Annotated in this window: 12 protein-coding genes; 5 read left to right on the top strand and 7 right to left on the bottom strand. The window is 70.2% G+C overall.

The genetic code is table 11. From position 1 onward, the window contains the following. Positions 1-5: 5 nt before the first annotated feature. Both ACIBH4_RS38070 and ACIBH4_RS38065 read left to right on the top strand, forming a co-directional pair. Positions 6-1,019: a ketoacyl-ACP synthase III gene (locus ACIBH4_RS38070; RefSeq protein WP_362521991.1), complete on the top strand. Its 1,014-nt coding sequence runs from the start codon at positions 6-8 to the stop codon at positions 1,017-1,019. Further along, positions 1,016-1,876, top strand: a complete 861-nt coding sequence (locus ACIBH4_RS38065; RefSeq protein ID WP_362521989.1) for a 3-hydroxybutyryl-CoA dehydrogenase — start codon at positions 1,016-1,018, stop codon at positions 1,874-1,876. Before ACIBH4_RS38070 ends, ACIBH4_RS38065 begins: the two co-directional genes overlap by 4 nt. 320 nt (positions 1,877-2,196) lie before the next feature. On the opposite strand, the gene ACIBH4_RS38060 is transcribed toward ACIBH4_RS38065, so the two are convergent. Beyond that, entirely contained in the window at positions 2,197-2,994 is a 798-nt protein-coding gene (locus ACIBH4_RS38060) for an alpha/beta fold hydrolase (protein WP_362521987.1), read from the bottom strand. Between the two features lie 623 nt (positions 2,995-3,617). Here ACIBH4_RS38060 and ACIBH4_RS38055 point away from each other — a divergent pair. After that, positions 3,618-6,392 (top strand): AAA family ATPase, encoded by a 2,775-nt coding sequence (locus ACIBH4_RS38055; RefSeq protein WP_362521984.1) that lies wholly within the window; start codon positions 3,618-3,620, stop codon positions 6,390-6,392. 67 nt (positions 6,393-6,459) lie between these two features. Here the strand turns inward: ACIBH4_RS38055 and ACIBH4_RS38050 are convergent, their stop codons facing one another. Next, on the bottom strand, positions 6,460-7,998 hold the full coding sequence (locus tag ACIBH4_RS38050; protein WP_362521981.1) for an MFS transporter: 1,539 nt from the start codon (positions 7,996-7,998) through the stop codon (positions 6,460-6,462). Between the two features lie 516 nt (positions 7,999-8,514). Here ACIBH4_RS38050 and ACIBH4_RS38045 point away from each other — a divergent pair. Then, a complete protein-coding gene (locus ACIBH4_RS38045) occupies positions 8,515-9,204 on the top strand; it encodes a TetR/AcrR family transcriptional regulator (protein WP_362521978.1) in 690 nt (229 codons plus the stop codon). A gap of 116 nt (positions 9,205-9,320) precedes the next feature. Here the strand turns inward: ACIBH4_RS38045 and ACIBH4_RS38040 are convergent, their stop codons facing one another. Then, positions 9,321-9,611: a DUF5988 family protein gene (locus tag ACIBH4_RS38040; RefSeq protein ID WP_362769781.1), complete on the bottom strand. Its 291-nt coding sequence runs from the start codon at positions 9,609-9,611 to the stop codon at positions 9,321-9,323. 87 nt (positions 9,612-9,698) lie between these two features. Continuing rightward, on the bottom strand, positions 9,699-10,571 hold the full coding sequence (rfbA, locus tag ACIBH4_RS38035) for a glucose-1-phosphate thymidylyltransferase RfbA (protein ID WP_362521972.1): 873 nt from the start codon (positions 10,569-10,571) through the stop codon (positions 9,699-9,701). Between the two features lie 354 nt (positions 10,572-10,925). On the opposite strand from rfbA, the gene rfbB reads away from it, so the two are divergent. Further along, positions 10,926-11,900, top strand: coding sequence for a dTDP-glucose 4,6-dehydratase (gene rfbB, locus ACIBH4_RS38030; RefSeq protein WP_362521970.1), 975 nt, complete (start codon positions 10,926-10,928; stop codon positions 11,898-11,900). A gap of 143 nt (positions 11,901-12,043) precedes the next feature. Here rfbB and rfbC read toward each other — a convergent pair whose 3' ends face one another. The 3 genes from rfbC to ACIBH4_RS38015 form a co-directional block, all read right to left on the bottom strand. Next, a complete protein-coding gene (gene rfbC / locus ACIBH4_RS38025) occupies positions 12,044-12,643 on the bottom strand; it encodes a dTDP-4-dehydrorhamnose 3,5-epimerase (protein WP_362521968.1) in 600 nt (199 codons plus the stop codon). A 272-nt stretch (positions 12,644-12,915) separates the two neighbouring features. Continuing rightward, a complete protein-coding gene (locus ACIBH4_RS38020; RefSeq protein WP_362769779.1) occupies positions 12,916-13,725 on the bottom strand; it encodes a 4'-phosphopantetheinyl transferase superfamily protein in 810 nt (269 codons plus the stop codon). 198 nt (positions 13,726-13,923) lie between these two features. After that, the coding region (locus ACIBH4_RS38015; RefSeq protein WP_399173782.1) for a type I polyketide synthase at positions 13,924-24,822 on the bottom strand (10,899 nt) is incomplete at its 5' end.

Here is a 24,822-nt window from a genome sequence, read left to right as displayed (position 1 = left end):
CGACCGTGGCCGGGCGAACCGCCGGAATCCTGGCGACCGGCTCGTATCTTCCGAAGGAAGAGGTCGGCAACGCGCAGGTCGCGGAACGAGTCGGTGTCACCCCGGAATGGATACTGCGCAAGACCCGGATCTCCTTCCGGCGGTACGCCGCGCGGGACGAGGCGACCTCGGACCTCGCGGCGCGGGCCGCGATGAGCGCGATCGAGCAGGCAGGCATCGATGTGGACCGCATCGGCTACGTCATCGTCTCCACCTCGACGGGTGACCACCCGCAACCGCCCACCTCCTACCTCGTGCAGAACGCGCTCGGCGCCTACGGCGCCGCCTGCTTCGACATCAACGTCGTGTGCAGCGGGTTCGTGTACGGCCTCGCCCTGGCGAAGGCCCTGCTCTCGCTCCAGCCCGACACGTACGCGCTCGTGGTGGGCGCGGACCTCTACACGCGCTGTGTCGACTTCACCGACCGCCGCACCTCGGTGCTCTTCGGGGACGGCGCCGGCGCCGCCCTGGTCGGCATGGTGCCCGAGCCGTACGGGATGATCGCCTGCGACCTGTCCAGCCGGGGCGAGGCGAGCGGGCTCATCAGCGTCAAAGCCGGGGGCAGCAGGTTCCCGACCTCGCACGAAACCGTCGCGGCCGGCGAGCACTACTTCAGGATGGACGGCCGCGGGGTACGGGACTTCGTGATGGAGAACGTCCCGCCCGCGCTGAAAAGGCTGGTGGTCGGTGCCGGGTACAGCCTCGACCAGGTCGACGCCTTCGTGCCGCACCAGGCCAACGGGGCGCTGCTCGACGAACTGGTGGAACGCTGCGGGCTCACCGGCGCGCACACCCCGCGCACCGTGGAGCGTTACGGGAACATGGGGAGTGCCTCGGTGCCGGTGGCGCTCGACGAGGCCAACAGGGCGGGCATGCTCGGCGACGGCGACCTGGTGCTGCTCGCCGGTTTCGGCGGCGGCATGTCGATGGGAACGAGCCTGCTTCGCTGGTCGGCGACCACACGTCTGGAGACGAGATGAGCGACATCCACAGGGTCGGTATCGTCGGATGCGGGCTGATGGGCTCGGGTATCGCCGACGTGTGCGCCCGCGCGGGGCTGGACGTGCGGGTCGCGGTCACCAGCGGCGCCTCGATGAACCGGGGACGGCAGCGGCTGCTGAGATCCCTCGACGGCGGGCTGCGCAAGGCGACGATCACCGAGACGGAGCGAAGCGAGGCGCTGGAGCGGGTCTCCTTCACCTGCGACCTCTACGATCTGGGCGACCGGCAGATCGTCTTCGAGGCCGTCCCCGAGCACGAGCCGACCAAGCTCGACCTGTTCCGCACCCTGGACAAGATCGTGGAGGATCCGGACGCGATCCTGGCGTCGAACACGTCGTCCATCCCGATCATCAGGATGGCGAGGGCCACCGAACGGCCCGGCCAGGTGGTCGGCGTGCACTTCTTCAATCCCGTACCCGTCATGCCGTTGGTGGAGCTGATCGGCTCGCTGCTCACCGAGGACGAACCCCTGGCGCGGGCGGAGGCGTTCGTCACCGGGACGCTCGGCAAGCAGGTGATCCGCTCCTCCGACCGGGGAGGCTTCGTGGTCAACGCCCTGCTCATCCCGTACCTGCTGTCGGCCATCCGGATGGTGGAAACGGGGTTCGCCACCGCCGACGTGATCGACAAGGGGATGGTGCTGGGCTGCTCGCACCCGATGGGTCCGCTGAGGCTCGCCGACCTGATCGGGCTGGACACGGTGGCCTCGATCGCCGACGCGCTGTACGGGGAGTTCAGGGAGCAGCAGTACGCGCCTCCGCCGATACTGCTGCGCATGGTCGAGGGCGGCCTCCTCGGCAAGAAGACCGGCCGAGGATTCCACGTCTATCCCTGATCCCTCTCCTCTCTGGAACGGCGCCTGGACACGGTCCGGCGCCGTTCTCGCGTCTGTACGCGGGGGCGGGGCCGGGGCGTGTGGTCGGGGCGCGTCGCTCGTCTACGCCACGCGTGTCCGTGCGCGAGCACGCGTGGGGGCGCGGGACGGGGACGCGGAAAGGGTGCGCGGGACGAGGGCGCGGCGAAGCGTTTCGACGCGAGGGCGCGGTCGTTTCCGCGCGGCGGGCGGTCATTTCAACACAGGGCGGGCGATACGCGAAAAGCGAAAGGCATCATTTCAACACGGAGAGGGCGCGTGACGGCCCCCGGGGCAGGGCCTCAGCGGCGCGAGTCCGCGGCGAGCAGGGCCGACGAGACGCGGCCGGCGACGAGGGCGACGATCTCCTCGGCGTGTTCGGTGAGGTAGAAATGACCGCCGGGAAAGAACCGCGCCTCGAACCGCGCCCGCGTATGGTCGCGCCACGCCCGCACGTCGTCCGGGCGGGCCTTCGGGTCGTCGATGCCGGACAGGGCGGTGACCGGGCACGACAACCCCGGCCCCGGCCGGTGGCGGTAGGTCTCGACGGCCCGGTAGTCGCTCCTCACCACGGGCAGCATCGCCCGCATGAAGTCGTCGTCGCCGAGCACCGTCGTGGCGGTTCCGCCCAGTGCGCGCAGTTCGGCCAGGAGCCCGTCGTCCGGCCGCAGGTGCGTCCGGTCGTCCCGGTGGATCGACGGGGCGCGCCGCCCCGAGACGAACAGTTCCAGCGGCGCCGTACCGCGCCTCTCCAGCCTGCGGGCCACCTCGAAGGCGACGAGAGCCCCCATGCTGTGCCCGAAGAGCGCCAGGGGGCGTGTGACGGCCCTGGCCGGTAGCGCCGAGACGATCAGGTCGGCCAGCTCGTCGATGTCCTCGACACACCTCTCGGCGCGCCGATCCTGCCTTCCCGGATACTGCACCGCGAGCACCTCGACCGTGGGCGGGGCGAGGCGCGCGACCGGAAGGTAGAAACTCGCGGAGCCTCCGGCGTGCGGGAAGCAGACCAGCGTGGCCGGTGCCCGCACGGCCCTTTCCCCCGCCTGCCCGAAAAGAAGGCGCCGGACCCACATGTCGTCGCCGTCCTTGACCGCGCTCATGACTCCCGCCCCGTCTCGACCATCGCGTTCCGGCCGGCGCGTCTCGATCCCGCCATCCAGGACGACCGGTCATCGGCGGCCTTTCCGACATCCGGAATCAGGTCTCCGATAGATCCAAAATCATCGACCTCTTTCACATCAATACCTCGGAAGGAATATAATCCATCTCGCCCTGCACTCCCGGAAGCATTCGTCACCCACCGTCATACGCCAATCACATTACGGCAACATCTAGCCGTCGGCATGCGGAAGGATATCCAAAGTAGCCTGCGACGATCCAGGGAGGCAGCCCTTCGCGCCCCCCTAAATCAAACCCCCCGATAAGGGTTAATAGGGGGTTTGCATTTTCGCCGAGAGCCATAGATGATCCCGCTGGGGCGGATACGGGGTTACCGCCGAGTTAAGCGTTCTGGATGCCGTGATGAAATTAGGTGCAAGAGAATGACGAAATCATGGACAGCACCGTGATGAAATTCCAGAACGGTACCTTATCGTCGTCGGCAGTTCCATCGGAAAAGAGGAAAGCTTGACGTCACCTACCGGCAGATACAGGTTTCCTTCTCTTGTGAGCCGGGTGTTATCGTTCCATCATCTGCTTTCATCTAGGGTGGGCGGGGAGCCCTATGATACTTATCGAGCGGGATAGCGAAACCACTTTTCTCACAAACCTGCTTTCGGATTGTGCGCGCGGCCGTGGCCGGGTGGCGACGATCACGAGCCCTACCGCGACCGGCAAGACCGAGCTGGTGTACGCCTTCGGTCGCAGCGCCGTCGAGTCGAAGGTCACCTGGCTGAGCGCCACCTGCTCACGGGCGGACCAGAAGGTGCCCCTCGGCGTGGTGAGCCAGATCTTCCACAACGCGGCACTCCCCATCGACCACGCCTTTCGGGCGGCACAGCTCATCGAGGACGCCGTGCTCGGGGCGAAGTCGTCCGGTGAGCGCCCCGAGGAGTCCGACTGGCTCCGTATCACCCAGGGCCTGTGGGCCATTGTCCTCGAACTCTCCAAGTCGAATACCGTGCTCATCACCGTGGACGACATCGAATATGCGGACTCCCTTTCCTGGCAGCTTCTGCTCAACTTCCTCCATCGGCAGAAGAGTGCCAACGTGCTCATTCTCCTGACGGCGACAGAGGGCCTTCAGGGAATGGATCCGCACCTTGAGATAAACCTTATGCGCCATCCTCACTACGAGCGCATAACACTGGCACCGCTTTCCCTGCGAGGCGTCATCAAGACATTGTCCGCTTTTGTCGGCACCACTGCGGCGGTTAAGTTCGGCCCAGCGGCCCACAGCGCCAGTGGAGGCAACCCACTGCTGGTCAAGGCATTAACGGAAGACTACAGGAGTGCCGGCGAACCGGATAACCTCATCGTCTCCGACGCATTCTCCCGATCGGTCCGGGCCCTCCTGCACCGCAGCGATCCCACCATGTTGCTGGTCGCCCACGGGCTCGCGATACTTGGGGACCTCGCCCTGCCGACTCTTCTCTCGGAGTTACTCGGCATCACGACGACAATGGTGAATCAGGCGCTGAACCGTCTCGGTGTCATCGGCATTGTTGACTCGCTACGTTTTCGGCACCCCGCCGCCAGGTCCGCCGTGCTCGACGACCTGGACCCACATCGACGTCAGGAAATGCATCGGCTCGCCGCGCGGCTTCTCCACGCTGAGGGAGCCGCGGCCGCCGTGGTCGCCGAACATCTCATCGGCTCTCCCCACTTCCGGGAGTCCTGGGCACTGGCCGAGCTCCGCGAGGCCGCCGAGCAGGCGCTCACGAACGACCGGCACGAGTTCGCGGTCCAGTGCCTGAAGCTCGCCCTGCAGTTGTGCGACGACGACCGGCAGCGCACGACGACCACGGCGATGCTCGCCCGGGCGGAGTGGCGCCTCAACCCCGCCGCCGCCAACCGGTACGTCGACCGGCTCATCACGGACGCCCGCGAGAACAGGCTGGGCTTCGACGAGCTGGACACCCTGCTGGGGTTCCTGCTCTGGCACGGGCAGCACGACGAGGCTGTCGAGGTGCTCGAACGGCTGACCGAGCTGGCAGGCGAACCCGGCGCCGACGAGGAGGCGGCCTGGCTCGACGTCCTCCGCCACCGGCTGTCGTGCATCCACCCCACGGTCCTCGCCCGTGCCCGCGTCGTCGCGAGCGCCGACTCCGTGACCAGAACGACGTGGACGACGTGGACGACGGTCGAGGGCGGTCCGCACTCGCAGGCGGCGGCTCTGCTGGCGGGCGTTCTGCGGGACGGCCCGGACGAGAGCACGCTCAGGACCGCCGAGCGCGTGCTGCACTCCACCTCGCTGGACGACGTGAACCTGGAGACCGTGGGGGTGGCGCTCCTCGCCCTGGTCTACTCCGACCGCCCCGACAAGGCCGCGCTCTGGTGCGACCTCCTTTACTCGGAGGCCGTGCGGCGCCGCTCACCCACCTGGCGGGCGCTACTCGCCTCCCTGCGGGCGAGCATCGCCATCCGCCAGGGGGACCTGTTGACCGCCGAGGAGTACGCGCGTGCCGCACTGGACATCCTGCCGCCCCGGAGCCTGGGCGTCCTCGTCGGGTTGCCACTCGCCGTACTGATCCGCGCCACCACCGAGATGGGCAAGTACGACGTCGCCGAGCGCCATCTCAGATGGCCGGTGCCCAACGCGATCTTCCAGACCCACTTCGGGCTCCACTATCTGCAGGCCCGTGCCCATTACTATCTGGCGACGAACCACTCGCATGCCGCGTTCAACGACTTCTCCACCTGCGGGCGGTTGATGCGTGCCTGGAATCTGGACACCCCGGCGCTGGTGCCGTGGCGTCACGGCGCCGCGGCCGCCCTGCTCCAGCTGGAACAGCGGGAACAGGCACGGACCCTGCTGGAGCAGCCCTACGACCTACCCGGCGGCGACTCGCTCAGGACACGGGGGATCTCACAGCGTCTCCTCGCCGCCACCAGCGACCTCAGGCAGCGTCCATCCATGCTCCGGGAGGCGATCGACACGCTCCAGAGCGCGGGCGACCGCCTGGAAATGGCCTACGCGCTGGTCGACCTCACCCACACCCTCAACGAGCTCGGCGAGCCCAACAAGGCACGGATGATCGGTTACCGTGCCGACAGTGTGGCCGGCGAGTGCCGGGCCGAGCCGCTGCGGCAGGCCGTACGGCACAACAGCGACGGTTACGACAGCGGCGACGGCGGCGACGGCGCGGAGAGCATGAACGTGCTCAGCGACGCCGAGCAGCGCGTCGCCTCGCTCGCCGCGCTCGGCTACACCAACCGCGAGATCTCCAGAAAGATCTACATCACCGTCAGCACCGTGGAGCAGCATCTGACCCGCATCTACCGCAAGCTCAACGTGAAAGGCCGCAGGGATCTGCCGGCACAGTTCTCGCAGATGTGAATGTGAATGACCGGCTCGCCGCCCGTGCCCGTCCGGCCGGGGCTTCCGGGGGCACGGGCGGCGAGGGTCACTCGGTGCGACCGTCCACCTGCGGGGTGTCCACTCGTACCGATCGGAGAAGGATCGTGGCGAGAACCGCCGTCAACGCCATGATGACGGCTCCGAGGACGGCGGCCACCTGCATGCCGCCGGTGAAGGCCGAGCGGGCGGCGTCGAGCAGGGCCGTCCCGGTCTGTTCCGGCATCCTCGCGGCCACCCCGAGCGCACCGCCGAGGGTCTCGCGCGCCGCCTCGGCGTCTTCGGGGGGCAGGGCGGGCGCCGAGGCGACGAACCTCTCGCTGTAGATGGAAAGGCCGACGCTGCCCAGGATCGCGATACCGAGCGCGCCCCCGAGTTCGGTGGCGGCCTCCATGACCGCGGACGCCGAGCCGGCGCGTTCCGGCGGGGCGGCAGCGACGATCATGTCGGATGCCACCGCCTGCACGGCTCCGATGCCGGATCCCAGCAGGAGCAGACCGCTGATGAGAAACCACCGCTCGGAGTCCACATCGATCAGGCTCATCACGACGAAGCCTCCGGCGGCGAGCGTCATGCCGCCGCCCATGATGTATCCCGGACGCGTCCACTTCGCGATCACGGCGGTCAGTACGGAACCGGCGAGGGCCGCACCGGCCGCGGGCAGGGTGAGCAACCCCGCGGTGAACGGCCGCAATCCGAGCACCATCTGCAAATACTGGGCGATGAAGTAGAACAGCCCCACCAGAGCGAAGATCGCGAGTGTGCTCGTGATCAGCGACATGCTGAAGGCCCGGCTGGAGAACAGTCTCAGGTCGAGCATCGGGTCGGGCAGCAACCGCTGCCTGCGCAGGAACACGACACCGAACGCCAGCCCGACGACCACGCCGGTCAGGGCCTGGAGCTCGAAGCCGTCGGCGGCGAACTGCTTGATCCCGTAGACCATCGGCAGCAGGGCCGCCAGTGACAGCAAGGCGCTGAGCAGGTCGAACCTCCCGGGACGGGGGTCGCGGTACTCCGGCAGCACGATCGGCCCCAGCAGCAGGAGCAGGACCATGACCGGCACATTGATCAGGAACACCGATCCCCACCAGAAACGCTCCAGCAGCCAGCCTCCGACGATCGGTCCCAGCACGCTGCCTCCGGCGAAGCCCGCGGCCCACACGGCGATGGCCATCCGGCGCTGCCCAGGGTCGTGGAACATGTTGCGGATCAGCGCGAGGGTCGGAGGCATCAGGCTCGCCGCCGCCGCGCCCTGCAGGGCGCGGGCCACGACGAGCAGCTCGGCGCTGGGGGCGTAGGCGGCGACGGCCGACGTGACACAGAACGCGGTGGCACCGATCAGCAACAGTTTCCTGCGGCCGATCCTGTCACCCAGGGTGCCCATCGGAATCAGCAGACCGGCCAGCAGGAAGGCGTAGATGTCGACGATCCACAGCAGCTGGGAACCGGTCGGCGCGAGGTCCGCGCTCAGGAAGGGGAGCGCGAAGTACAGCACCGTCACGGTCACGGAGATGAGCAGGACAGGCAGGACCAGCACCGCGAGGCCGAGCCATTCCCTCCGCCCGGCTGTGGCTACGCCCTGTGTCATGACTACAACTCCTTGGGTACTTCGTACATCAAATAGACGCATACATCGTACGCACAACTCTTCCGGGAGTACAACGACTCGTCTTCAGATCGACCTTGACTTCTGAAAAGTTCCAGATAAACCCTAGAGTGCAGCGAGTTCGCGCCCAACGACACCTCGCCCCCACTAGCCATTTCATCACATCCGGATCACTAATTACGTCACAAAAAGCATGTGCTAGAGTTTCGTCACACGGCTGTGCATCTGGAATCGGACGGGGACCACATGTTGACGTGCACACAATGTGGAAAGCCTTTGAACGCCGCACCTCGGGGACGACGCCCCCGGTACTGCTCCCGCGCCTGTCAGGCGCGGGCCTACCGTGCCCGAACCGCCGAGCGGTCCGCGCAGTCCTCCGGACGGACCCCGGCCTCCGCGCTGCGAGTCGCTCCCCCCGGCGTTCCCCTTGCCGTGGCGCCGGGATGCGCCCCCGCCGCGGACCATGCCCCGCTCCGGCAGAGCGCCGACGATTTGGCCATGCACCACGAACCCCCGAGCGGCCTGAGCACGGAGCGGATCGTACGCACCGCGGTCCGGATCGCCGACACAGAAGGCCTGGACGCGTTGTCGATGCGCCGCGTCGCGACCGAGCTGGGCGCCGGCACGATGTCGCTGTACCGCTACGTGTCGGGCAAGGACGCGCTCGTCGAGTTGATGGTCGAGGTCGTCTTCGGTGAGACCTCCTATCCGGTCTCCATACCGGGAGGCTGGCGCACCAGGCTGGAGATCGCGGCACGAAGGGAGTGGGGGATGTACTCCAGGCACCCCTGGGCGCTGCGGGTTATCGCCACTCCACAGCCGCCGCTCGGGCCGAACGTGCTCGCCGATGTCGAGTGGGCGATGCGCGCCATGGACGGCCTCGGCCTCGACCCGATGACGACACACTGGGTGGCCATGATGGTGAGCGCCCAGGTGCAGGGCGCGGCCCTGCTGCTGGTGAACGAACTGGAGGCCGAACGCCGCACCGGCGTCACGACGAGACAGTGGCGCGCGTCGAAGACGCCGATGCTCCTGGAGATCCTGGAGTCCGGACAGTTCCCGATGCTGTCCAGGCTGTATGCGGAACAGGACGAGCCGATCGACATCGACGAGTGGTTCGAGTTCAGCCTGCGGCACCTTCTCGACGGTATCGCCGTCCTGGTGGAGGGCCGGAGCAAGGGTGCGTAGGGCGCGAACCCGGATTCGCCCCACGGCCCCCGCGGGACGCGAATCACTCCCTGTCACCGGAGAGCCTTTTTTCGGCAAGTCGTTCGTGTATAAATGAAAAACATCGGAGGACTGCGCTACTCGGCGATTCTGGTCCGGGTCGTCCAACGAAAGACAGCCGCTCCGGAATCATCGGAAATCGATTCCGCCTGCCGCTCGAAGTGCTCGTAGCCATTGTGCCGGGGAATCTTTATCTTTCCGTAGGCCGCCGTCGCGTCGTCGACACGGAAGGTCCGTGAGATATCAGCGGGACCCCCTTCGAGTACGACGTCGACATATGTCCGGTCGAGCTGCGGCGCGGCGAATCCGGAATGGCCCTGCCCTTCCGCCCCGCGCTCCTGCCCGCCCCGGTCGATGGAGACGCTCATCTGGAATACCTCCGGTCTGTGTGTTCGGTCGATGTGGTCCGCCGCCGTGGCCGCGGATCGTTTCCACGCCTCCGAGCCCTGGAGCGCTCAGCGGAATTCGGCCGCGACGCCGCGTACGTACCGGCCGTAGCTGGAGGCGGAGAGTTCGGCTCCCAGCCGGTCGCAGGCCGCGGCGTCGATGAAGCCCATGCGCAGCGCGACCTCCTCGATGCAGGCGATGCGTACGCCCTGCCGGCTCTCCAGCGCCTGCACATACTGGGTGGCCTGCAGGATCGACTCCGGCGTGCCGGCGTCGATCCAGGCGAACCCCCTGCCCAGGTCACGCAGACGCGCCTTGCCCCTTCGCAGATAGGTGCGGTTGACATCGGTGATCTCCAACTCCCCCCGGGGGGAGGGCCGCAGGTTCTTGGCGATGTCGATCACGTCGTTGTCGTAGAGGTAGAGGCCGACGATCGCCCTGTTGGATCGGGGATTCGCCGGTTTCTCCTCGATCGAGACGAGCCGGCCTTCGGCGTCGGTCTCCCCGATGCCGTAACGCTCGGGGTCGCTGACCGGGTAGCCGAACAGCACGCAGCCGTCCACGTCCGCGACGTTCTCCTGGAGGATGTCGTAGAAGGAGTTGCCGTGGAAGATGTTGTCGCCGAGCACGAGGGCGACCGAGTCACCGCCGATGTGGTCGGCGCCGATGACGAAGGCGTCGGCCAGGCCCTTCGGCTCGTCCTGCCGCGCGTAGCTGATGTCGAGCCCCAGATGTGACCCGTCCCGCAACAGGCGGGTCAGCTGCGGCAGGTCGGCGGGGGTGGAGATGATCATGATCTCCCTGATGCCCGCGAGCATGAGCGTCGACAGCGGATAGTAGATCATCGGCTTGTCGTTCACGGGGAGAAGCTGCTTGGAGACCGCAAGCGTGAGCGGATACAACCTCGTGCCATGGCCGCCCGCGAGAATGATGCCTTTCATGGAAAAGCCCTTCATGACGAAGTCGGCCAACGGTGGTCAATCGGATAGGAAGCCGACCGGTACCAAAAAGACTCACATGGGATATAGGGGGCATCAACCCCCTACCGTCTCCCTTAATCCCCCTATTTCCTCCAGTCGAATTCATCGCCCGCGGGCAGGGCTTCTCACACCGGATCTCACCGCCTACAGTCGGAGCCGCGGCCCCGGAATTCCGCGCCGACGAATCATCTCCAAAAAACCATGCGTGCCGAAATTCCGAACATCCGCGCATTCACGGAAGGGCACCGCCCCCGCGACGCCCACAGCCATGAGGGCGGGTCTCCCGTCCAGCGATCACAGCGAGGTGGATCTCCGTTGAGAATTCTCGTCACCGGGGGTGCCGGATTCATCGGTTCCCACTACGTACGCACCCTTCTCGGCACGGACGGCCCGGCGACTGTCACCGTGCTGGACAAGCTCACCTACGCGGGCAACCCGGCCAACCTCGACCCGGTCCGCGACAGCGACCGCTTCGCGTTCGTCCAGGGCGACATCTGCGACACCGAACTCGTCGGCGAACTCGTCTCCCGGCACGACCAGGTGGTGCACTTCGCCGCCGAGTCCCACGTCGACCGGTCGATCCTCGGCGCCGGCGAGTTCGTGCGGACCAACGTGGTGGGCACCCAGACCCTCCTGGATGCGGCACTCCGAGGCGGGCCGACGACCTTCGTGTACGTCTCCACCGACGAGGTCTACGGCTCGATCGAGGAGGGGGCCTGGCCGGAGACCGACCCGCTGAGCCCCAACTCCCCCTACGCGGCCTCCAAGGCGGCCGGCGACCTGCTGTCACTCTCCTACCACCGCACCCACGGCCTGGACGTGCGGGTGACCCGCTGCTCCAACAACTACGGGCACCACCACTTCCCCGAGAAGGTCATCCCGCTGTTCATCACCAACCTGCTCGACGGACTGAAGGTCCCGCTGTACGGCGACGGCCTCAACGTCCGCGACTGGCTGCACGTCGACGACCACGTCAGGGGCATCGAGCTGGTCCGCACGGCGGGCCGCCCCGGTGAGGTCTACAACATCGGCGGCGGCACCGAGCTGAGCAACAGGGAACTCACCGGCCTCCTCCTGGAGGCCCTGGGCGCGGACGAGAGCAGCATCGCCTACGTGGAAGACCGTAAGGGCCACGACCGCCGCTACTCCGTCGACTGGACCAAGATCGAGCGAGAGCTGGGCTACCGCCCGCGCAAGGACTTCGCGACGGGCCTGGCCGAGACCGTGGCTTGGTACCGCGACAACCGCGCCTGGTGGGAGCCGCTCAAATCGGGGCTGCGGACCGGCTGACCCGCTCTTCTCGCCTCCGTACGGGGCGGGTCCCCGCACAACGGTCGTACCGGGGCCCCGCACCGCCCCCCGGGCCCCCGGAGACCGGCCCGGGGGCGGAGGCGACGCCGAGCGCCGACACCCGGATACGGGGGCGGCGCCACTCACGTGCGAAGCTTGGCGTACAGGCCACGGCACTCCTCGTACGTGGGGAGCATGCCCCTTCGCCGGGCCTCGGCGAGGGTCGGGGCCGCCTCGTCCTTCTCCGACAGCAGGGGCTCAAGTCCGGCGGGCCACTCGATCCCCAACTCCGCGTCGAGCGGGTTGATACCGTGCTCACGGCCGGGCGCGTACCCCTCGGAACAGAGGTAGACCACCGTCGCGTCGTCGGTCAGCGCCATGAAGGCGTGGCCGAGGCCCTCGGAGACGTAGACGGCGCGGTGATCCCGGTCGTCGAGGACCACCGCCTCCCACCTCCCGAAAGTGGGCGATCCGACGCGGATGTCGACGAGTACGTCGAAGACCGCTCCTCGGACGCACTTGACGTACTTGGCCTGGCTGGGCGGGACGTCGGCGAAGTGCACGCCGCGCAACGTCCCCCGGCGCGAGACCGAGTAGTTCGCCTGGACCAGGGCCAGGCTCTGGCCGGTGGCCTCACGGAAGGGCGCGTCGTGGAACCACTCGTGGAAGCTGCCCCTGCTGTCGGGGAACACCTTCGGTTCGAAGACCCACGCACCGTCGACACCGAGCGGACGCATGCTCATCAGATCTCCTTGAGCGTGGAAGACCCGGGCTGCGGGAGCCCCTTCCCGCGGAGTCTTCAGGAGCCCCTTCACCCTGGGAACCCCTCATTCACAGAGGCCGACAGGGGTGGCACCCGGTTCGTTCGCCGAGGCCGACAGGGGTGGTGCCCGGTTCCTTCACGGAGATCGACAGGGGTGGCACCCTGTCGGATGAGGTCAAAGGACCCGTCGCCGGGTCCGGCTACAGGAAAACACCGGCGTTCGACGGGGCTCCCCCTCCCCCTACTCCGGACTCACGGACCCGGAGAATCGTGAACGTCCCCTTCGCTCCCTTCGCCCGAGCGGCGGACAGGATCCGGCCGATCGGCGTCACCGCCCGGCCGCGGACTCCCCCGCCTCCGCCGGTGCTCATCGACGTGCGGGGTGGCCGAAAGTGCCGTCACGACCGCGACGGCCGTGATCATGAGCCCTCGGCCCACCAGCCATCGGCCGAAGAACTCCTTCAGCTCGACACCGTCGCTCAGCCTCGGCCCCTCGGCCAGCAGCCGGGCGTGGAAGCCGCCCCAGGCCGGATCGAAGGTGATCGACGCCTCCGTGAAGTCGAGACGCGGTTCCCGCATCGGTGCCAAGGGGAACCACGCCTTGTAGACGGACTCCTTCGCGCTGAACAGCAGCCGGTCCCACCTCACCGACGGGTCGCGCCGCAGGAGATACGTCACACGGCGCAGCTCCTCGCCGACCGTGATCACCTCCAGCACCCCGGAGGGCAGCGGCTTGTTCGGCTCGGCGTCGATCCCCAGGGTCGTGATGTCACCGGACCGCGCGACGGCGGCGGCACGGTATCCGGCGCAGTGGGTGATGCTGCCGACGACACCCGGGGGCCAGACCGGCGCGCCCTTCACCCCGGGCGGCACGGGCACCGGAGGGTAGCCCAGACGGCCCAGGGCGTCGCGAGCGCACCAGCGTCCCGTGGTGAACTCGCGGCGGCGCTTCTCCACCGCCCTGCTGATCACGGCCTCCTCCTCGAGGAACAGGGCGCAGGGCCGCGAGTCGTCGAACACCTCCGACGACCTGACCTCTCCCGGCAGTAGATCCTCGATCATGAGGCGCGTTCGGAGATCGGCGGGACCTGCCCGGTCCGGCCAGAGCTCCCGGCACTCGGCCGGACCTCCTCGGCGAGGTTTCCACCCCTCGCGTGGACGGCGTGCGGGGTGCCCACCGCGAGCGGACCTCGTGTCCTCATGAGGTGGCCGACTCACGCACGAACCGAAACGGCGACGACAGCGACGACAGCGACAGGGTCACGACAGGCCGAGCTCGTTGTCGAGCATGTCGAACATCTCACTGTCCGTGACCGAGTCGAGGTCGAGCTCCGTGTCGCCGGGATCACCGGAATCGCGCGAGAGCGCCGCCCATTTCGTCTTCAGGACGTCCAGGCGCGCCGCGACCTGCCTGTGCGCCTCGGGGTCGACGGCCATCCCGGTGAACGCCCTCTCCAGCTTCGCGAGCTCGCCGAGGAGCGCCGCGGACCCCGTCTGCTCGGTCAGGCCGAGCCGGTCGAGCAGGTGGTCGACGAGGGCGAGCGAGGTGGGGTGGTCGAACACCAGGGTGACCGGCAGGCGCAGCCCGGTGGCGTCGGTCAACCGGTTGCGCAGCTCGACGGCGGTGAGCGAGTCGAAGCCCAGCTCCTTGAACGCCCGGTCCGGCTCGACGGAGCCGGTTCCGCTGTGCCCGAGTACGGCCGCCACCTGGCCTCGTACGAGATCCAGGAGCACTTCGGCGCGCTCGGCGGCGCCGAGGGCGGTCAGCCTGTGCACCAGGGTGTCCGGCTCCTGGCGCCCGCTCGCGGCCGTCCGGCGCCTTCCGGCGGGCACCAGCCCTCTCAGCAGCGGCGGAACATCCTCACGCGCCCGCAACGCCGGCAGGTCGAACCTGACCGGCACCAGCACCGGGCGGTCCACACCCCCGGCGGCGTCGAACAGTTCCAGTCCCTGCTTCACCGACAGCGGACGGATGCCCACCCGCGCCATCCGCCGCCGGTCGGTGTCGGCGAGGGCGCCGGTCATTCCGCCGGTCGCCCCGGCGTCCCGTACCCAGGGACCCCAGGCCAGCGACAACGCGGCGAGCCCGGCGGCCCGGCGGTGGTGGGCCAGTCCGTCGAGGAAGGCGTTGGCCGCGGCGTAGTTGCCCTGCCCCGCACCGCCGGCCACGCCGGCCACCGACGAGAAGAGCACGAACGCGGCGAGATCCACCCCCTGGGTGAGCTCGTGCAGATGCCAGGCGGCACCCGCCTTGGGCCACAGCGCGGTGTCCATCCGCTCGGGGCGCAGGGAGGGAATCGTCGCGTCGTCCAGCACCCCCGCCGCGTGAACGACCGCCGTCAGCGGATGCTCGGCGGGTACGCCTGCCAGCAGGCCCGCGAGCGCGCCCCGGTCGGAGACGTCACACGCGGCGACGACGACCTCGGCACCGCGGGCGGCCAGCTCGGCCCGCAGCTCGGGGGCGCCGGGCGCCTCCAGCCCTCGGCGGCCGGCCAGCAGCAGCCGCCGCACACCGTGCTCGCCCACCAGGTGCCGCGCCACCTCGGCACCGAGGCCGCCCGTGCCGCCGGTGATCAAAACCGTGCCCTCGGGATCCCACCGCCGCACACCGTCCCCGCCTATGGCGACCGGCACCAGGCGCGCCGCTCTCAGCACTCCGTCACGCACCGCCACCTGCGGCTCGCCGCAGGCCAGGACGGCCCGCAGAAGCGCCGCCGAAGGCTCCAGCGGCTCGTCGAGATCGACGAGCACGAACCGGCCCGGGTTCTCCGCCTGCGCGGCGCGGACCAGTCCCCACACGGCGGCACCCGGCAGGTCGGTCACGCGGTCGTCCTCGTGGACGGCGACCGCGCCACGCGTCATCACGATGAGGGTGGCGTCACCGAGCCGCTCCTCCGCGAGCCAGCGCTGCAGAAGGCCGAGCACGCGGACGGTGGACTCGCGGGTCGCGGCGATGACGTCGGCGGGGTCGGCGGGGTCGGCGGGGTCGGCGGCGAGGAACGCGGCCGCGGCACGCGGCGGGGCACCCGGCGTGACGAGATCCCCGGGATCCGCCGCCACGTCCAGCGACACCACCTCCGCCTCCGCTTCCTCTTCCTCGACGTCGGCGGGCGTCTGGGGCAGGGGCGTCCACTCCAGCCGGAACAGTCCGTCCCCCGATGTCCGGCGCCCGCCGACGACCAGGCCGCCGGGCGACGCCGGACGCGACACCAGCGACTCGGCGGTGAGCACGGGCGCTCCCGCCGTGTCCACCGCGCTCACCGACACCGTGTCCTCGCCGGTTCTGGTCACGCGCACGCGCAGCGTCGTCGCGCCACCGGCGTGCAGGTGCACGCCGCCCCACGCGAACGGCAGGCGTCCCGCCTCGGGCTCGGCGGACTCCAGGAACGGCACCGCGTGCAGGGCAGCGTCCAGCAGCGCCGGGTGCACGCCGTACGAGCCGGCGTCGCCGGCCTGCTCGGGCAGGGCGATCTCCGCGAACACCTCGTCGTCACGCCGCCAGGCCGCGCGCAATCCCTGGAAGAGGGGGCCGTAGACGAACCCGCCCTCGGCGAACCGCTCGTAGAGGCCGTCCAGTTCGACGGCGGACGCTCCCCTCGGTGGCCACACCTCGGTGTCGAAGACCTCGGCCGGGTCAGCGGCCTCGCGTCCGCCGCCGGAGAGCACACCGGTCGCGTACCGTGTCCACGGCTCGTCGTCGGCGGCGCCCGCGGGCCGCGCGTAGACGCCGAGCTCGCGGTGGTCCGACGCGTCGGGCGCGCCCACCGACACCTGCAGGTCCATCGCCTCCCCCTCGCCGAACACGAGCGGGGCGGCCATGGTGAGTTCCTCCACCCGGTCGCAGCCGACCTGGTCCCCTGCCCGGATGGCGAGTTCCAGCAGTCCCGCGCCGGGCAGGATCACCATCCCGCCGACGGCGTGGTCGGCGAGCCACGGGTGCGATCGCGGTGAGAGGCGGCCGGTGAGCACGACCCCGTCCGACCCGGCGAGCCGCACCGCGGCCCCCAGCAGCGGGTGCGCCGCCGCCGCGAGCCCGAGATCCCCGACGTCCCCGACCCGCCGCCCACTCGGCCAGAACCACTGATGCCTGAAGGCGTACGTCGGCAGGTCGACCCGGCGGGCGTCGCCGAACGCGGCCCCGAACACGGCCGGCCAGTCCACCGTGAGACCGTGCGTGTACAACGTCGCCACCGCCGTCATGATCGCGTCCTGCTCGCCGCGGTCACCGCGCAGCGCCGGGACCAGCACCGCGGCCTCGTCCTGGACGGTGTCCTCGGTCATCGCGGTCAGCACCCCGTCGGGTCCCAGTTCGAGGTACGCGCTGACCCCGCGCCGCCGCAGCGTCCCCACGCCGTCGGCGAACCTGACCTCGCGCCGCACCTGCTCCACCCAGTGGTCCGGTGAGCACAGCTCCTCCGCCGACGCGAGCTCGCCCGTCACGGTCGAGACCACCGGGATCCGCGGCGCCGCGAAGTCCAGGCCCTCGGCCACCCTGCGGAACTCCGCCAGCATCGGCTCCATCAGCGGCGAGTGGAACGCGTGGCTCACCCTCAGCCGCCTCGTCCTGCGTCCCCTCGCCTCCAGCAGGCCGGAGATTCGGACGACCGCGTCCTCGGCACCGGCGATCACCACCGAGGCGGGACCGTTCACCGCGGCGACGGAGACCTCGTCCTCGCACCCGGCGAGGAGCGGCAGCACCTCATGCTCAGGGGCCTGTACGGCGATCATCGCGCCGCCCTCCGGCAGCGCCTGCATCAGCCGGGCGCGTGCCGCCACCAGCCGGCACGCGTCCGCCGACGACAGCACGCCCGCCACGTGCGCGGCCGCGATCTCCCCGATCGAGTGCCCCACCAGGAAGTCCGGCTTGACACCCCAGGACTCCACCAGCCGGAACAGCGCCACCTCCAGGGCGAACAGCGCGGGCTGGGTGTATCCGGTCTGGTTCAGCGACTCGGTGTCGCCGCCGAACATCACCTCGCGCAGCGGGCGGTCCAGCTCAGGGTCCAGGTGTGCGAGCACGGCGTCGAGGGCATCGGCGAACACCGGGAACCGCTCGTACAGCTCCCTGCCCATTCCGGCCCGCTGAGCGCCCTGTCCGGTGAACAGCAGCGCGAGCCTGCCCGGCCGCGCGCCACGTCCCCTCACCGTTCCCGGCGCCGGGCGCCCGTCGGCCACCGCGGCCAGGCCCGCGAGCAACCCGTCCCGGTCGCCGGCCAGCACCACCGCCCGGTGCTCGAACGTGGAACGGCCCGTCGCCAGTGAGAAGCCGATGTCCGCACAGGAGACGTCCGGATCGTCCTGGACCCGCGACAGCAGGCGTGCCGCCTGCGCCCGCAGCGCGTCATCCGTCTTCCCCGACACCGGCACCGGCACCGGCACCGGCACGACGTCCGGCGCCGAGCCGGTCGTGACACCTGACGACGATCCGTTCAGTGATCCGTCCTGCGCCCCGTCCGACGGCCCGTTCTGCGGTCCGTTCAGCGATCTGCCCGGTGAGCCGTTCGGCGACCGGCGCCCGGCCGTCGCGTCCGCGGACGGCGGCGCCTCCTCCAGGATCACGTGCGCGTTGGTCCCGCTGATGCCGAACGACGACACCCCGGCCCGGCGCGGCCATCCGCCCCCCGGCCACGGGCGGTGCTCGGTCAGCAGCTCCACCGCGCCCTGCTCCCAATCCACGTGCGACGAGGGCGCGTCCACGTGCAGCGTGCCCGGCAGTACCCCGTGGCGCATCGCCATCACCATCTTGATCACACCGGCGACGCCCGCCGCCGCCTGGGTGTGACCGATGTTCGACTTGATCGAGCCCAGCAGCAGCGGCCGGTCCTGCGGCCGGTCCTGGCCGTAGGTGGCCAGCAGCGCCTGCGCCTCGATCGGGTCGCCCAGGCTCGTCCCCGTCCCGTGGCCTTCCACCACGTCCACGTCCACCGTGGCCAGGCCGGCGCCGGCGAGTGCCTGGCGGATCACCCGCTGCTGAGACGGGCCGTTCGGCGCGGTCAACCCGTTGGAGGCGCCGTCCTGGTTCACCGCGGAACCGCGTACGACGGCCAGCACCTGGTGACCGTTGCGCCGCGCGTCGGACAGGCGCTCCAGCACCAGCGTCCCGACGCCCTCGGACCAGCCGACACCGTCGGCGGCCTCGGAGAAGGACTTGCACCGGCCGTCGGCGGCGAGCCCGTCCTGAGCGCTGAAGTCGATGAACGCCCCCGGGGTCGCCATCACCGTCACCCCACCGACCAGTGCGAGCGAGCACTCACCGCCGCGCAGCGCCTGCGCCGCGAGGTGCAACGCCACCAGCGAGGAGGAGCACGCGGTGTCCACCGTCATCGCCGGCCCCTCCAGGCCGAGGATGTAGGACAGCCGCCCGGACAGCACGCTGCCGGCCGTACCGGTGCCCATGAAGCTCACCACGTCCGGCGGGAACTCCGCGCTCGTCGCGTAGTCGTGGTACATCACCCCGGCGAACACACCCGTGTGACTGCCGCGCAGCGAGAGCGGGTCGATCCCGGCCCGCTCGACCGCCTCCCACGCCACCTCAAGAAGGAGCCGCTGCTGCGGGTCCATCGCGAGCGCCTCACGGGGCGAGATCCCGAAGAAACCGGGGTCGAACTCCCCAGCGTCGTGCAGGAAACCGCCCTCGCGGACATAGCTGGTGCCCCGGCGCTCGCGGTCGGGGTCGTACAGCGACTCCAGATCCCAGCCACGAGAGGTCGGGAACGCCGAGATCGCGTCCGTACCCTCCTCGACCAGCCGCCACAGCTCCTCGGGAGAGGTCACCCCGCCCGGGTAGCGGCACGCCATCGACACGATCACCACGGGGTCGTCGCCGACCGGTGTGACCGGCCGCGCGACCACGCGTCCGCTCACCGGGGCGCCGAGGTCACCCGGCAGCTCCGCCAGGAGGTACTCCGTCAGCGCCGTGACGTTCGGGTAGTCGAACACGAGCGTCGCGGGCAGCCTCAGCCCGGTGTCGGCGGCCAGCCGGTTGCGCACCTCGACGGCCGTCAGCGAGTCGAAGCCCATGCTCTGGAAACTGCCCAGCGGCTCGATCGAGTCGCCGTCCGCGTGGCCCAGCGCCAGCGCCACCTGGCCCCGCACCAGCTCCAGCAGGACGGCCATCCGCTCGCCCTCCCCGAGCGGCGCGAGGCGTTCGACGAGCGTGGCCGCCGCCTCGGTCGTGGCCTTCCTGCGGACCTGTGCCCTGACCAGCCCTCGCAGCGGGAACGGGACGTCCCCGCCGGTGCGGAACGCCGACAGATCCAGACGTACGGGCAGCAGGGCCGACTCTTCGCCCATGACCGTCGCGTCGAACAGCGCCAGCCCCTGCTCCGGGGAGAGCGGGAGCGTCCCGCGTCTGGCGAGCCTGCCCATCTCGGCCTCGCTCAGGGCGCCGGTCATGCCGCTCACCTGGTCCCACGGACCCCAGCCCAGCGAGACCGCCGGTAGCCCCTCGGCCCGGCGGTGCCGGGCGAGCGCGTCCAGGAAGGCGTTCGCCGCCGCGTAGTTGGCCTGCCCCGCCGTTCCGAACGTTCCCGCCACCGACGAGAACAGCACGAAGCCCGCCAGATTCTCGTCCCTGGTCAGCTCGTGGAGATGCCAGGCCGCGTCCACCTTGGGGCGGAACACCTTCTCCAGGCTCCGCGACGTCAACGTGCCGATCACACCGTCGTCCAGCACGCCCGCGGCATGCACCACCGCGGTCAGCGGATGTTCGGCGGATATCCCGGCCAGCAGGGCGGCGACGGCGTCACGGTCCGCCAGGTCGCATGCCACGACGTTCGTCCGGGCGCCGAGTCCGGCGAGCTCCGCCACCAGCTCCTCGACGCCCTCCGCCCTGTCACCGCGACGGCTCGCCAGCGTCAGGTGACCGACGCCGTGCTCGGCCACCAGGTGGCGGGCCAGCATGCCACCCAGGCCGCCGGTGCCACCGGTGATCAGCACCGTGCCCTCCGGATCCCAGGTCGGACCGACCGCCTCGGCGGGCGGGAAGACGCGGGCCAGCCGACCTGCCAGCACGGCACCGTCCCTGATCACCAGTTGCGGCTCGGCGGCGGCCAGGGCCGACGGCAGCGCCGCGATCGACGTCGCCGGCACCCCCCTCGGGTCGTGGGCGTCACCGTCCCGGAGGTCGAGGTCGATCAGCGCGAACCGGCCCGGATGCTCGGCCTCGGCGGCACGCACGAGCCCCCACACCGCCGCCGCCGCCACGTCGTCGCCGTCCACCGCGCCCCGGGTGAGGAACACCAGCCGCGAATCGGCGAACCGCTCGTCCGCGAGCCAGGAACGCACCAGGTCCAGCACGGACGACGCCAGGCCGTGAGCGGCCATCGGCACCTCGTCACCCGGGCCCGCCTCCACCGGGACCAGCACCGTACGCGGCACGGAAGCGTCACCGTCGTACGCCTCTCCCAGCGACCGCAGATCGGCACCGACCCCGACGGGACCACCCACCGTGGCGGCGAGTGCCTCGGTGAGCCCCCAGCCGTCCGTGCCCACCACCGCCAGAGTGCCCGGCGAGACCGTGGAAACCGGCGACGCCGGGGCTACCTGCGGAACCCAGTCCAGCCTGAACAGGGAGTCCCTTCCGATCGCTCGCGGACCGGCGGCCTGCCCTTCGGAAAGGAGACGCAGGGACAGCGATCCGATCGAGGCCACCGGGCCGTCCACGCCGGCGATCGCGATCGACATCGCGTCGGGTCCGGCCCAGGACATCCGCACCCGGACCGCCGACGCCCCCGCCGCGTGCAACGACACACCCTCCCACGCGAAGGGCACCTTACGCCGGGCCTCCTCGCTCCGGTCGAGGAGCAGGCACAGGTGCAGTACCGCGTCCAGCAGCGCCGGATGCGCTCCGAACGCCCCCGCCTCGGCCGCGTCCTGCTCGGGCAGGCTGACTTCGGCGTACATCTCCGAGTCGCCTCGCCAGGCCGCGGTGAGGCCGCGGAACGCCGGTCCGTAGTCGAAGCCGTCCGCGGCCCGCCCCTCGTAGAAGCCTTCCAACGAGACCGGCGTCGTACCGGCCGGCGGCCACACGGTCGTGTCGAACGCCGGTGTGGTGTCGGGGGCGATGAGAGGCTCGTCGACCGCGAGGAGCCCGCTCGCGTGCCGCGTCCAGGGACGCTCCTCCTCACCTTCCGGCCGCGCGTACACGCTCAACGGCCGCTGTCCCCTCTCGTCGGGCCCGCCCAGCCGTACCTGTACCCGGACGCCGCCCTGTTCTGGCAGCGTCAACGGCGCGGCCAGGGTCAGCTCGTCCACACGAGCGCAGCCGACCTCGTCACCCGCCCGGATCGCCAGTTCCAGGAACGCCGTCGCCGGCACCACCACCCGGCCCGACACCACGTGATCGGCCAGCCACGGCTGGGAGCGCACCGACAACCGGCCGGTGAGGAGCACCTCGTCGCCACCCGCCAGCTCGACGGCGGCTCCCAGCAGGGGGTGATCCGGCGCTCCGAGCCCGGCGTCGGTCACATCGCCGACGCGGACGCGCGAGGGCCCCGGCCAGAAACGCCGACGCTGGAAGGCGTAGGTGGGCAGCTCCACCCGACGGGCGCCGGGGAACGCCGCCCGCCAGTCCACCGGCACCCCGTGTACGTGCAGGGCGGCGAGCGCCGCCATGATTGTTTTTTGCTCGTCCTGGCCCCTGCGCAGGGCCGCTACCAGCACATCCGGAGCGGCCGCCGACCTCGCCTCGGCGTCGCGCGCCGGATCCTCGGGCACGTCGGCACCGGTCTCGGCCTCCACGGTGAGGGTGTCGTCGGCCATCGCGGTGAGCACACCGTCGGGGCCGAGTTCCAGGTAGGCCCGCACCCCCTGGGCGTGCAGGGTGCGCACGCCGTCGGCGAAGCGAACCGCGCCACGCACCTGCTCCACCCAGTACTCCGGCGAGCACAACCGCTCGGCCGTCGCCTGCTCCCCGGTCAGCGTCGACACGATCGGAATCCTCGGCGCACCGTAGGCCAGCCTCCCGGCCACCGCCCGGAAGTCCTCCAGCATCGGATCCATCAACGGCGAATGGAACGCATGCGACACCCGCAACCGCTTCGCCCGCACCCCCCGCCCCTCCAGAGCGGCGGCCACCTCCAGCACCGCCTCCTCCACCCCGGAGACCACCACCGAGGACGGGCCGTTCACCGCCGCGACCGACACCTCACCCTCGCGCCCGGCCAGCAGCTCGACGACCTCCTCCTCAGAAGCCGCCACCGCCACCATCGCCCCACCCACAGGAAGCGCCTGCATCAACCGCGCCCGACCCGCCACCAGCACACACGCATCCGCCAGCGACAACACCCCCGCCACATGAGCCGCCGCGATCTCCCCAACCGAATGACCCGCCAGCACATCCGGCCGCACCCCCCACGACGACACCAACCGGAACAACGCCGTCTCCACCGCGAACAACGCCGGCTGCGCCCACCCCGTCCGATCCAGCAACCCCGCCTCCACCGACCCCGGCTCGGCGAACAACACCTCACGCAACGAACGACCCCGATAACACCCCGCCCGCTCGGCCGCCTCGCCGTCCGGCTCCCCCTCGAACCTCTCCAGCAGCGGATCCAGCTCCGCGATCACCTCGTCCAACGCCGCCGCGAACACCGGGAACCGCGCATACAACTCCCGGCCCATCCCAGCCCGCTGACTGCCCTGACCGGTGAACAACACCGCCAGCTTCAGCTCGCCCGCTGCCACCCCGCGCACCACACCCGCACCCGGCAGACCCTCGGCCACCGCACCCAACCCGGCCAGCACACCCTCACGGTCACCGACCACCACCGCCCGATGCTCGAACGCCGACCGCGTCGTCGCCAGCGAGAACGCGGCATCGACCAGCCCCAGACCGGGCTCACCCTCCAGGAACGACGCCAACCGCCCGGCCTGCGCCTGCAATGCCCCCACAGACCTGCCCGACACCAGCACCGGCACCACGCCCGCAGGTGCCTCGCTCTGCGAAACCTCTTCGGATTCCGGCGACTCCGGCCCCTGTTCGAGGATCACGTGCGCGTTGGTTCCGCTGATCCCGAACGACGACACCCCCGCCCGCCACGGCCGCTCCACCCGCGGCCACTGCGTCGGCTCGGTCAGCAGCCTCACCGCACCGACCGACCAGTCCACATGCGACGACGGCGCATCCACGTGCAACGTCCGAGGCAGCACCCCGTGCCGCATCGCGAGCACCATCTTCATCACACCGGCCACACCCGCAGCCGCCTGCGTGTGACCGATGTTCGACTTGATCGACCCCAGCAGCAGCGGCCGGTCCTCCGGCCGGTCCTGGCCGTAGGTCGCCAGCAGCGCCTGCGCCTCGATCGGGTCACCCAGCGTCGTGCCGGTCCCGTGCGCCTCCACCACGTCCACGTCGGCCGACGACAGCCCGGCGCCTGCGAGCGCCTGGCGGATCACCCGCTGCTGAGACGGACCGTTCGGCGCGGTCAGACCGTTGGACGCGCCGTCCTGGTTCACCGCGGAACCGCGCATCACCGCGAGCACCTCGTGACCGTTGCGCCGGGCGTCCGACAGCCGCTCCAGCACCAGCACCCCGATGCCCTCGGACCAGCTCGTGCCATCCGCCGCGTCGGCGAACGCCTTGCACCGCGCGTCGCCGGCCAGCCCGCCCTGCGCACTGAAGTCGATGAACGCGCCCGGCGACGCCATCACCGTCACCCCACCGGCCAGTGCGAGCGAGCACTCACCCGAACGCAGCGCCTGCGCCGCCAGATGCATCGCCACCAGCGACGACGAGCACGCCGTGTCCACCGTCATCGCGGGACCTTCCAGCCCCAGCGTGTACGAGATCCGCCCCGACAACACGCTCCCGGCGTTACCGGTACCGAAGAAACTCATCACATCCGGCGGGAACTCCACGCTGGACGCGTAGTCGTGATACGACACTCCTGCGAACACGCCGGTGCGGCTGCCCTTCAGCGAGATCGGGTCCATGCCGGCCCGCTCGATCGCCTCCCAGGTCGTCTCCAGCAGCAGTCGCTGCTGCGGGTCCATCGCGAGAGCCTCACGCGGCGAGATGCCGAAGAACCCGGGATCGAACTCCCCGGCCTCGTGCAGGAACCCGCCCTCACGCACATAACTGGTGCCGGGCCTCTCGCGATCCGGGCTGTAGAACGCCGCCAGATCCCAGCCCCGCGTCGTCGGGAACGACGAGATCCC

The sequence above is a fragment of the Streptosporangium sp. NPDC050284 genome (assembly GCF_044459525.1).
GTDB lineage: Bacteria > Actinomycetota > Actinomycetes > Streptosporangiales > Streptosporangiaceae > Streptosporangium.
Note: the sequence above shows the minus strand (reverse complement) of the source record. Positions and strands in the feature narration are given on the sequence as shown.